The following is a 12254-nucleotide window of genomic DNA, read 5'->3' as shown; positions in this document are numbered from 1 at the left end:
TTTTTCTTCACTTAATAATTTATTTAATAAAGAAAAAATATTTTCTTTATCGCTTGATGTAATGAGTAAAAAAAACATTGATATGCCAGGATTACGATTGATATTTTTGGGTCTATCATTGTTTTTTATTAGTAAATATTCAATACTTGCTCAAATTAATTTTGTACCTCTTGAACTTGGGAGATCTTGGAATAGTGGTTCATCATTAGCGAGTGTGGATATAAATGGAGACCTTTTACCGGATTTGGTTTCAATTCATCAGGGTGTCGAACTTTGGATTGGACTTAACACAGGAGATTTAAGATTTCTTTGGCAAAAACTGGATGATGATATTGATGGTATAGTTTGGACTATAAATATTGCTGATATTGACAATAACGGTTTTAACGATATTATTGTTGCTGGAGAGCAATTTGGAATTTTGTTGTTTAGTCAGAATATAAATGGTTTTACGAAAAGCGTAATTGATAAAACGCCTTTTTTTTCTCAGGCTTCTACACTATATGACTTAGACAAAAATGGATATTTGGATCTGACCATCTGTGACGAATTAGCTAAAACCAGATTATACCTTAATCCATTTCCAGCACCATTCAAACGTGATACTACATTTATTAATTTCAAAATTAAAGAAAAAGATAGTGAAGCGGGAAATTATGGATGTATTTGGTCAGACATTGATGATGACAATGATCCAGATTTATATATTTCCAGATGCAGGCCCGATGTAAAGGATTCAACAGATCGCAGAAGAAGAAATCTATTCTATCATAATGTCAATGGCACTTTTATTGAAGAAGCAGATTTAAGAAATATTGGGAGTTTGGACCAAAGTTGGACTAGTGATATTGCAGATTTGGATGGTGATGGATTATTAGATTTAGTTGTTCTAAATCATTATTCTCCAAGCATCATTTATCGTCAAACTCCGGACCACCATTTTATTAATGCCACCAAAACTTCAGGTTTTAATTATCAAGGTATAGGAATACAAATATCATTACAAGATTTTGATAATGATATGGACATTGATATTTTAATTGCCGGAGATAAAACTGAACTTTGGTTGAATGATGGCACAATGAATTTTAGTGTTTCTAAGGGAAGTTTTTTTAATAATATAATCAGTACATTTAGCATTGCCGACTTTAACCAAGACGGCGCTTTGGATTTAAATGCTTCATTTGCTGATTTAATTAATTCACCGAATATCATCAGAGATAGAATCTTCCTTGGCAGTAAAAACAAAAATAATTTTATAGGATTTACATTACAAGGAAAACAATCCAATCGAAATGGAATTGGATGCAAAATCAATCTATTTGTAAATGGAATTAAACAATTTAGAGAGTTGCGGTGTGGAGAATCTTTTGGCATTCAAAACACACACCAGTTGCATTTTGGTTTAGGAATGAATAATATTGTGGATAGTATGATTGTGGAATGGCCGAATGGAACAATAAATAGATATTATCAATTGAATCCAAATCAATATTATGTTATTTACGAGTCAGGGTGTTTAAATAACACTATCCCTATATATCCAAGTGGACATCAAATCCTATGCGATACTGCAAACGTTAAACTAGCAGTCCAATCTAATTTAAAAAACATTGAATGGAATACCGGTGAACAATCCGATACCATCAGAGTAAACAATCCTGGAATTTATTTCTATAAGGCAATAGATCAAAAATCTTGTCCGATAATTTCCAATAGTATTTATGTAGAATACAATCCAATAGAACATCCCAAACTGAATGTGTCTGACCATATTATTTTATGCCATGATGATCAATTGGAATTGAGTGTTCCAGGTTATACAGATATACTTTGGCAAGACATGATTAAAACTCCGGTAATAAGCATTACACAAGCAGGTGCCTATTTTGCACTAGTTAAAGGACAATGTGCATCTTATTTAACAGATACTTTGACCGTTCAAAAAGTTAATGAAGTACGAGCCCCACTTGTAAGGGACACCACCATCAACACAAAAAAAATAATTCAATTGGAATCGAATCTTGAAAATACAAAATGGTTTTCTAATTTTTCTGATACAATTCCACTCTATAAAGGAAAAAAATTTCAAACTCCATTGATAGAAAAAAATACTCAATACTGGATTGAAAGTTACGTCAAGCAAAATTATCCGACATTCAATGCCGGACTATACGAACCCGAATATCAATTTATTCCTTATCATGCACAAACATTAAATGGTGGACTTTTTTTTAAAGTAAATGAAGATTGTACACTTGATTCCGTAACTCTTTACACAGATCGTGAAGGTATCAGAAGAATAGTATTAAAAGATGATTTAGGTAAATCAATTGATTCGATTGATGTAGAATTGAATGAAGAAAAAAATAGAATAGCCCTTAACTTCAGACTTCAAAAAAATCAACGCAACTATTTTTTAACCACAAGTACCCAATGGAATAAACAACGTTTTCTAAATAATACACCTTGGCTGTTCAGATCCAATATCAATCTATTCTATCCAATCCAACTCAATGGAATTTGTACAATTATATCTTCAGCTTCAGGGGAATCTGAGTATCATTATTTTTATGATTGGAAACTAACACGTGATCCAAAGGAATGTACCAGTGATCGCATACCAGTACAAATCAATTTGAACACCATATCAACTTCAGAAATTTCTAACAAAGTTGATAATTACCTGTCTTTTCAAAATCGAAATATCTTTATAAAAAACAAAGAGGACATTGTATATTTTAGTATTTATGATATCAGAGGTGCCGAATGTATAAAAGTAATAAACCCAACGCTAAATAAATATTCATGTGAACATCTCTGTTCCGGTTTCTATTTCATTCAATATCAACTGAAAGGAGACCAACATTTAAAAACAGCAAGGTTAATAGTCGATTGAGATTTTCTTAAATAAGTTATTTTCCATTAGAATTTGATCCATTATTTAATATCAATATTATCACATTTTAGTGTTTTCCATGGAATGTCAATTATAATTATGTTGTTGATTTTCAGCGGAGAGAGAGGGATTCGAACCCTCGGTACCCTTTTGGAGTACACACACTTTCCAGGCGTGCTCCTTAAACCACTCGGACATCTCTCCTAAATTAGAATGCTATGGAACAATTGATCCATCTTCATTTCTAGCGCAAAAGTATAACTTTCGGATCAATTGAGCTTTAAATAATCCCAAAATATGACTTTAGTTATAAATCAATATCTGGAAGATTACCTCTAAATACCTTGCGTGTAAGTATAAATTAGAATTTTTTAGATGTGAATGGGTTGAAATATAAGGTATTACAACTTAAAAACTTCCTTAGCATTCTTAGTAGTGATTAGGGAAACTTCGCGAATATCCAAACTTAAGATTTCTGCGATTCGTGATCCGATAATCGGAATATATGCTGATTCATTTCGTTTTCCGCGATGCGGAACTGGTGTCAAATATGGAGCATCTGTTTCCAAAACAATTCGATTTAATCCAAATTGATTCAATATATCCGGAAGATTGCTCTTTTTATAGGTTGTTACACCTCCTAACCCAAGATACATTCCCAAATCACTTACCCTACGAGCCTCTTCAACACTTCCACCAAAACAATGAAATACACCCTTAATACGCCCATCTTGTAATGCCTCAATGATTTGTAAAGCTTCAGCAGTGGCTTCTCGAGTATGAATACTCAAGGGAAGATTTAATTCTTTAGCCCAATTAATTTGAGTAATGAAGGCTTGTTTTTGGATTTCAAAATTGGTTTTGTCCCAATATAAATCTAATCCAACTTCTCCTACACCAACATAAGTATTTGAATACAGTTTTTGCCCAATGATATCTAAATCGTGTTTGTAATTTTCATTAACAGAACAAGGATGTAAGCCCATCATACCTCTTGCTATTTCAGGATAGTCACGGCACATTGCATCAACTTCTGGAATCGTACTTACATCAATATTGGGAAGTAAAACATTGACCAAACCATTTTCTGTTGCTCTTTGAATGACTTGATCCAGATCAAGTTTAAACTCTTCTAAATATAGATGGGTGTGAGTATCAATCCAATTCATAGTTGTAAAAATAAAATTAATAAATATGATGTCCCAAATATTCCTGGAGTATTATCACAGCGCTGATCTTGTCAACCAATCGTTTATCCCTGCGTTGTTTTTTTTTAATACCCATACTAAATATAGTTTCCTTGGCTTTGGAAGAACTAAACGCTTCATCATGAAAATCAAAAGAAATAGCTGGCAATAATTTTTTCAATTTTTCTTGAAAAATTCTAATGACCGGTGTCAAGGAAGTATCATTTCCATCGGCATGAGTTGGTAAACCAAAAATTATTTTTTCAACTGGTTCTCCAGAACAATATTTTAGAATGTAGGATTCAAGCAAAGGGGTATCAATAGTATCTAATGCTGTTGCAATTAGTTGCAATGGATCAGTCACTGCGATGCCACAACGTTTCATTCCATAATCGATAGCAAGAATTCTAGCCATTAGTATTTAAAATTGGAGGTTCAAAATTAATCATTAAGTGCGATTTCAATATGGGACATTCGCAATGCAACAATTAATTTCAAAGTTCCCACTATTCCTAAACAAAATCGATTAAAAAAAAAGACCCCCTTAGGTCATTACCTAAGAGGGGTCCCATCCCAAAAACAGTAAACTCTTTAGAACAAAACGAATTTAGCCTTATTGGATCACAACCATTCTCCGCGTAGAGGTATATCCTACTGCATCCAACTGATAGTAGAGGACGCCGGTAACACCAAGCTGAGCGTGATTAATCTGAATACTATTATAACCTTTAGCTGCATTGATCTCTGTGCGATACAATACTTTGCTGGTAAGATCATAAATCGTCAATGATGCAGGAGCTGCTTTTGGCATCTCGAAGCCTATCACTGTCAGATTAGAGAATGGGTTTGGTTGGTTTTGGTACAAAACAATACCGTTTTGATCGGCTATGCCGCGGTTTGATCTGATACCGAGTCTGATATCCATTTCTTCAAGTTGAGATGTGTATGCTTCAGCTGAAGTAATAGATGAATTGATTTGTAGCGTAGTTGAGACTTGACCTTTCGAAAGAGCCTTGAATTTAAGCGTAAATAGATTTTCATTGGCATTGATTGAAATAGCCGTAGTACTATTCCAACTTAATGTTATGAAGCCTTCATCTATTTTACTTATTCCTATATTTTCTTTATTCATTGAATTAACACCTCCTATGATATCCAAGAATTGAACTTTTGCAGGATCAAACTGTACTGTGAATTGGTATCCACTAATTATTGTATTTGCATTAGCTAATAGTGGAATCGATACTTCTTCATTAGCATTGAATGATTTTTCATCCGCAATCATTGTAAAGACTTCTTTTGTTCTTGTCGAAGTATTACTTAAATTACTTGCTTTAACAGAATTATTAACGTCTCCAATTTTAATACCCTTGAAGTCAATTAACATATTTTGATTGAATGGATTGATCACATATGTTTTAGGATAATTTGATTCCAAAACATCTTTATCTGATATTCCAACAAACTTATACGTTTGATCAACAAATGACCATGATGTATTCTTAGCAAACTTATTCGTAACACCGAGAATTAATTTTCTTAGTTCTACGATATCCGCACTTGTAATTGTTTTGCTATCATTAACATCAGCTGCTATGATCTTATATGGATCCTTAAGAATCTCTGTACCTAAAATATGCTTTTGAATTTTAACTATATCAGCAGTTGATACACCATTCAAAAAGTCGTTATTCTTAGATGGTACTATTGTATATGAATTATTGTTATAAGGCATATCAATAAATGCATATCGACCATTGTCCTTAGTTATTATTAATGGTTTGTTACTACCTTCTAATTTAACTTCTACTTCATTGATGGTTTGATTATCATTGGTTGACAATAACCCAGATACTGTTCCTGTAAATGTTCCTTTCTTGATACAAGCATTATTATTATCTTGTATTTCGACGTAGGTACGGCAGAATGCTTGTTGTCCTGTAGTTGCATCAGTTACCCATAATTCAACATCTTGTTGACCAATATCTTTACATCCATAGCAAATCGATTTTATGCTTGTGTCTTTTGAAAAACTCAATACAACACGATTTCCACATGGATGGTAACTTCCTTTATCAACATCACTTGCCCAAACACAAATCATTGCTGTATCTACTTTTCCATCACGGTCTGTATCCATTGGCATTAGATCGATGGCTACTCCATTCAAGCAATATGGTGTTGGTTGTTTGCAATTGATAATATTGAATTTGCGTTCTTTTGCAACTTTATTACCACACTTATCTTCTACTACATATTTGATGGTATGTTTTCCAAGTTTGTATCTTCCAGATGCATTTATTACATTTCCTACACCACTTTTTACAATATCATAAATTCCATTATTATCTAAGTCAATTAAATATTCCCAAGCTAGCTCACTTCCAGGAGTGCAATCATCACTTAAATCAACTGTTAATACTGCAGGTCCGTTTAGACAACTATCCAAAGTACAGAATGTAGTATCTGTGAAACTTCCAGTAATAGTCGGAGGTACTAAATTATTTATTTTAATAATTTGCTCGTGCGTATTTACTTGATATTCGTATTGTCTTGTTTGAGAATTGTACACAAATTGACACCAGTCAATAGCTTTCCATTTTCTTAATATTTTGTAACAAGCATTGGAACCGTTTACAAAATGGAATACATGATCTTCCCAGCTATATCCTAACAAATCACATTTATCTTCACCGTGTCCTGTTGGTCTTCCCATCAAGTCCGGAGTCAATGTATTTGGATCTAAACACATGGTTAAAGTTGTATCACGTGGCCACCAAATTGAATCGCGAAGATTGAATGGATGAAAATTAAAGAATGTTAGTACTTGTTTGCACGTATCTTTTCCATTGCGATCACTTACTTCCCAATATCTTATTATTTGTCCAACGTTGCATTGAGTACGATTGTCTTCATACCATTTTCTAATAGTAAGACTGCAATTATCGTGTGCGAAACCATCGTGAAGATTGATTACTGAATCTCTTGTCCAGTCATAACCTTTATAACGTATAGTACGTTTGTTGAATAATAATGTTGAATCTGAATTAATTTCACCAAATACATTCAAGTTATTAACGTCAACATGAAAATCGCATGCAATTGTTAAATTAACCGGAGCAGTACAAACAGGTTTTAATTTATCTTGTACTTCTACTTCAACCATACAATCATTGTAATTTCCAGATTTGTCTTTTGCACGGAATACAACCATGATTTTCTTAGGTTGATTCAAAGTGCCTATATCATCACAACAGAATTCAACGTATGGTCTAAATACATCATCAATATTATCGTTGTCGCACGGTCCATCTACCATTCTTCGAACTAAAAATGAATCGATATGACAATCATCATAACTACCATCATCAAAAGTCTTAGCATATACGTGAGCTATTCCATCTATTGATAATGAAACAACGGTCTCACGATCACAAATAACGACTGGAGATGTTTTATCTAATACCGAAACTATTAATTCGCAGCTATCTACATTATAACAATTGTCATAAGCACGATACCAAATAACGTTTTCACCAACTGGCAATACCACTGTTCCACCATTTTGGTTTTTCAATATACCACCTGGATAAACAACATCTACTCTCACTGCACTCTTGCAACTGTCAAAGACCACGGCAGGAGGTAAATTTACAGTAGCTTGACATTTATATCCGCCGTCTGTAGTTACATTAAAGTTGTAAGGACAATGAATATATGGAGCCTCACGGTCTACTATTTCTAAGATTTGTATACAAATTCTTGCGCGTTCTGTGTTACAATACCATTCTCTAATGGTCCACATACGCATGTATTTTTGTACACATCCGATGCGACCTAAATCGATATCATCATAAGTAACATTGATATTACAATAGATATCTCTAACTGGCCATAAATCAATGGTATCCAATATTAATGGATTACGATTTATAGTGTCATAATATCTTGGAACTCCAGTATAACTCGGATGGGGATGGCCTTTACTATCAAGTGGAATTCTATTATATGTAAGATCTTTACAACTAATTGCATTGGAATTACCCAATGATCTATCTATTGGACATAATATTCTAGTTGTATCAAATCGCTTTAATAAAGTAGTATCATTACAAACCGCAGATGTATTTCCATATGCATCTCTTGCTATGAATTTACGCACGATTTGTTTTATGTAATTAGGATTACAATTCAATGGAGTTATAATTTCATCCAATAGAATTAAAGTATCCCAAGAACATGCATCGTAATGATATGGTGTAAATGTAGATGCAAGAAAACAAGGAATGGTATCTCTTGCACATTCAATCACTGGAGGAAGCTTATCTTCAATTTTAAGATCACCCCAACATTTGTTTCCGGAAACCAAATCTTTGATTTCTACTTGTAATACTTTGTTGATGTAATCGCCAGTAACTATAGGCGATGTAGGAATTTTTTTCTTGTATTGTAATACGGTTACTTCGTATTGTGCACCAGGACATAAAGTCATCGTGTCGTTCAATATCATAGCTGCCGTAATTACAGCTCTGCATGATTGATCTAGCGAAACTTGTGTTAATCCATTACATGCCAATGAACACTGCGCCATCAATGTCCCTTGGACAGAAGCGAGTGTTAAAAACAATAATGATAAAATGAAATTCTTCCGACTAAGCCAGTTTGGTTTGTTAGTTTTACTTTCGGGAGATGTAAAAATCGTTTTCTCCATGAGATCCTCTATTTAATGATTAAAAAAATTTTATACATTTATATCACAGCAATAGACCAATAGTCTATTCCAAATGAAATAGTTACGTGTTAAAATTTCTGTATGGAAAATAGATGAAATGACAATTAAGTCATAAACATGTAAATCCCAGACAAGGATCTAAAATCATTCGTTGGTAAAAAAACAATGTAGGTTGTGCAAAATACGATTTTGCGCTAGAGGTAGGATTTACTAAAATTGTTGGGTTGGGAAGTAATATACCACAAAGATATATAACATATTTGGATTTACTACTATTTGTATATATATATTTTTTTAATACATTACAGATAACAGATAATCGTAATACATGGCAAAGATAAATATTAAATATTTACATTATATATACCACAATATATGTATATATTATATTTAATTTATATAATATATATATATTATTGATTATCAATGTTATTAATGAAATACATGATCCATTTTTTACGAATATATCCACATTTTATATATATAAATGTGTTACAGTATATAATAATCTGTCTGTAATAGGCTTGTATACTTCTAAAGGTTCATATTTCATAAATCCTTCTTTGAAATTAATTTAATTGAACCCATTATATCACACCTCTTTCCAAGAAAATGGCAGTTCCTTACTTCATTCAATTCATGAATTAGCACCAAATCCATAACGAACAATAACATCACTTCCTCTACATAAATTTGTTATTGAATGTCTTAGTTAATGTAATATTATGAAAGACCATTAATCCCTTCAGTTCAAATTGTATATAATTACATTAAAATACTTGACGACATCTATAAGGTTTATAATCAATTCGAAAATATAAAATAGTTATATCTTATTATCTTCCTATTGATCAATATGTGAAAACAAATATTTAATATAAATAATATAATTGAAGCTTCATAAGCCTATTTGAAAATGAATTAGAAACATCAATGAGATGAAAATTATATTTCCGATGTATTCCAATTTACAATAGATTGTAAACATATGATTACTTAGTAATAAATCAATAATATTTAACAAAAGGCATGAACTAAGCGTGATGTAATGCTTTTTTAGGTGGATTGCTATTCCAGATTAAACGTTCATTGATTAATGGTGTCAAGATCAACACACCCATAACCCAAACTACGAAACTACTAATATAAATAAATTCTATACCTTGTAGTCCGGCTATAAAATGAATACCATTTTTTAAAAAATCACCCAAGATTAAAGGTTCTAAAACTGGTGCATTCAATAATTCAAGCAATAGAATACAATAACACCGAAGCAAGCCGATAATTAATATGGTGAAGCTCGTACCAGCAAGTAACTTGAGTCGCCGTTTCACAGAACCGGGAAAACACACACTTAAACTAAAAACCAGAATAATTGGCATCCATACTATATCCCAAATACTCAACCGAGATTTATAATTTTGAATGACTAATTTAGAGTTAGGGTCGTTGTTTCTATTTTCAAGTTGTTTGTAGAAATGTTCTGTATTAACAAATATGGTTTGGGTATCAAACTCCCCAAAATGACTTAATGGCGGGCATGGTAAAACGGCTCTATCAATGACAAATGAGCGTTTCGTATTATTTGCAGTATGAAAAAAAACTTTTGTCTTTGGCAAAATATCAGAATAAATAGAATTTAACAGATGATTCATTTGAAGAACAAAATGTTCCTTCAGTGGGGTAATTCTAATTATTAATAAAAGTAAAAAATATAAAACGAGGGATTTACCAAAAAATAGTAAAATCGTTTTATTACTATTTGGATGCATAGGCATATTTATTTAACCAAATGAGGAACATACTGGCGCCAAGAAAAATAAAAATGATTTGCCAAAATTCTATATGCAAAAATTCAAATAATTCAGGTCTATAAATATTACAAAAAACAAGGCTAAGAATACGAATGATATTCGCAAACATCAATACAGCTAATCCAATCCAAATGCCTTGCATTTTATTTTTCATAGAACTGTTCGGAAGCATAATTACACTAGCTGTATAGATAATCATAACAGCAATCGCATCACAACCTTTAGCTATACTAATGGAACTAACTCCAGTGGTCAATTGGTTGTCATCAATTACTGTTGGAAATCCAAAAAAGTTCAGGATTTGCGCACTGATGAAACTAAATAATTTAGCTACTGGAAATTGAATATACTGATTATAAATTTGTGTTGTTGAAAACAAATAATAAACTAAAATAAAAAGTCCCACACCAATATAATATGCAAGCATTTTATTTTTAGTGAACACTTCTTGCACTCCTTCTAATGTTATTGAACTCTTATTTTGTCCCATTTACTGTTTCGGATAAGATCATTATTTTCAAAAAAAAGGGCGAAACAAATTAACATTTCGCCCCTCCAAAATCATTGGTATAGTTAGTCGTTATTTTTAGGTAACATCGCTAGATGAATAATATAAGCAGCAATACATGCAGAAATGATTCCTCCTGGAATATCCGCATAGGTTATTTGATAATCATATCCCAAAACTGCAATACATAATCCAATGGTCAATAAAACAATGGTAATAAATAAAGCTGGTATATAAGTTTTTAAAGCAAACGGAAATCTTGAATGATTGGATCCGCTTACATCCATAGTAAAGCCTCCTGCCACAGCCAAACTACGCTTGCGTATACTTACTCCTGCAAAAGCTAATAGTAATAAGCATAATATGATTAGACCCCATTCACTCATAGTCGGAATCATTGCCATACAGCTAATTCCAAACTCACCTATAGCAAACCCACCTGCAGCAGGTGGATAGGTAACTGTGATACTTTTTAAAAGGCATTGAGAACCCGTGGTATAAAAGCCAATGAATTTAGCTCCTGAATTTCCATTTACACTAAGTGGTCCAGTGGTAGTGCCGTCATTTGCAACAGCGTTTACAATAAATGTAGAAAAATTATTTGATTCAGTATAAAAATAAAATGCTCTGGTGGCGGGTGGCAAAGTAATTGTTGTTGAAGTTCCACCATGATAATATACATCGCTTGCGTAACCATGGCTCCAAGTGGCCCATGACCCAGGGACGCTAAGATGATTTAATGGAGTAGAAAAATTTAAGGCACCAAAACAACGAGTAGGAGATTCTAAACTTGACACTGGTGCACCTATTGGATTCGCATCAGCTGCAAAAGGAAACATGATGTGATTTTTGAAAATTTGTGGTGGGGCACCTGTCCCTGGTCCAGCGTCAAAAAAGATACCTGCAAAGGAAATTTGAAGACTACTTATCATAGTAAATACTATGAAAAAAGATTTAAATAGCCTCTGTGAAATAAAATTGGAGATCATCTGGTAAATTTTATAGTTAACAATAAAAAGGATTTACACTAGCTTCTTAAATTCTATATTTCACTCTGACAAAATGTTTTGTCTTACTGGTTGGTCCAATTTATGGGACAAATATAAAAAGACTT

Annotated in this window: 7 protein-coding genes and 1 tRNA gene; 1 reads left to right on the top strand and 7 read right to left on the bottom strand. The window is 32.5% G+C overall.

What is annotated here, in order from left to right:
• The first annotated feature begins 61 nt into the window (after positions 1 to 61).
• Positions 62 to 2899, top strand: coding sequence for a CRTAC1 family protein (locus tag IPK88_09930; protein ID MBK8243731.1), 2838 nt, complete (start codon positions 62 to 64; stop codon positions 2897 to 2899).
• Positions 2900 to 3015: 116 nt separating this feature from the next.
• On the opposite strand, the gene IPK88_09925 is transcribed toward IPK88_09930, so the two are convergent.
• The 7 genes from IPK88_09925 to IPK88_09895 all read right to left on the bottom strand — a co-directional run bounded on the left by IPK88_09925 (position 3016) and on the right by IPK88_09895 (position 12072).
• A tRNA-Ser gene (locus tag IPK88_09925) sits at positions 3016 to 3103 on the bottom strand.
• Positions 3104 to 3300: 197 nt separating this feature from the next.
• Positions 3301 to 4068 (bottom strand): TatD family hydrolase, encoded by a 768-nt coding sequence (locus tag IPK88_09920; GenBank protein MBK8243730.1) that lies wholly within the window; start codon positions 4066 to 4068, stop codon positions 3301 to 3303.
• A 16-nt stretch (positions 4069 to 4084) separates the two neighbouring features.
• A complete protein-coding gene (gene ruvX / locus IPK88_09915) occupies positions 4085 to 4501 on the bottom strand; it encodes a Holliday junction resolvase RuvX (GenBank protein MBK8243729.1) in 417 nt (138 codons plus the stop codon).
• Positions 4502 to 4699: 198 nt separating this feature from the next.
• The gene (locus IPK88_09910) at positions 4700 to 8797 is read right to left on the bottom strand and encodes a hypothetical protein (GenBank protein MBK8243728.1); all 4098 of its coding nucleotides are present in this window, start codon (positions 8795 to 8797) and stop codon (positions 4700 to 4702) included.
• 1055 nt (positions 8798 to 9852) lie between these two features.
• The gene (locus IPK88_09905; protein MBK8243727.1) at positions 9853 to 10590 is read right to left on the bottom strand and encodes a hypothetical protein; all 738 of its coding nucleotides are present in this window, start codon (positions 10588 to 10590) and stop codon (positions 9853 to 9855) included.
• On the bottom strand, positions 10577 to 11122 hold the full coding sequence (locus IPK88_09900) for an archaeosortase/exosortase family protein (protein ID MBK8243726.1): 546 nt from the start codon (positions 11120 to 11122) through the stop codon (positions 10577 to 10579). Before IPK88_09900 ends, IPK88_09905 begins: the two co-directional genes overlap by 14 nt.
• 83 nt (positions 11123 to 11205) lie before the next feature.
• Positions 11206 to 12072 carry an IPTL-CTERM sorting domain-containing protein gene (locus IPK88_09895; GenBank protein MBK8243725.1) on the bottom strand — a complete coding sequence of 289 codons (867 nt, stop codon included), beginning with the start codon at positions 12070 to 12072 and terminating at the stop codon, positions 11206 to 11208.
• Positions 12073 to 12254: the final 182 nt, after the last annotated feature.

This window comes from Candidatus Defluviibacterium haderslevense (genome assembly GCA_016712225.1).
GTDB lineage: Bacteria > Bacteroidota > Bacteroidia > Chitinophagales > Saprospiraceae > Vicinibacter > Vicinibacter haderslevensis.
This window is presented reverse-complemented; position numbering and strand designations above follow the sequence as displayed.

What these genes read in the sequence shown, in the direction of transcription:
- IPK88_09920 (MBK8243730.1), bottom strand. Translation starts at nt 4,068, where the DNA reads ATGAATTGGATTGATACTCACACCCATCTATATTTAGAAGAGTTTAAA.
- IPK88_09905 (MBK8243727.1), bottom strand. Translation starts at nt 10,590, where the DNA reads ATGCATCCAAATAGTAATAAAACGATTTTACTATTTTTTGGTAAATCC.
- IPK88_09895 (MBK8243725.1), bottom strand. Translation starts at nt 12,072, where the DNA reads ATGATAAGTAGTCTTCAAATTTCCTTTGCAGGTATCTTTTTTGACGCT.
- ruvX (MBK8243729.1), bottom strand. Translation starts at nt 4,501, where the DNA reads ATGGCTAGAATTCTTGCTATCGATTATGGAATGAAACGTTGTGGCATC.
- IPK88_09930 (MBK8243731.1), top strand. Translation starts at nt 62, where the DNA reads ATGAGTAAAAAAAACATTGATATGCCAGGATTACGATTGATATTTTTG.
- IPK88_09900 (MBK8243726.1), bottom strand. Translation starts at nt 11,122, where the DNA reads ATGGGACAAAATAAGAGTTCAATAACATTAGAAGGAGTGCAAGAAGTG.
- IPK88_09910 (MBK8243728.1), bottom strand. Translation starts at nt 8,797, where the DNA reads ATGGAGAAAACGATTTTTACATCTCCCGAAAGTAAAACTAACAAACCA.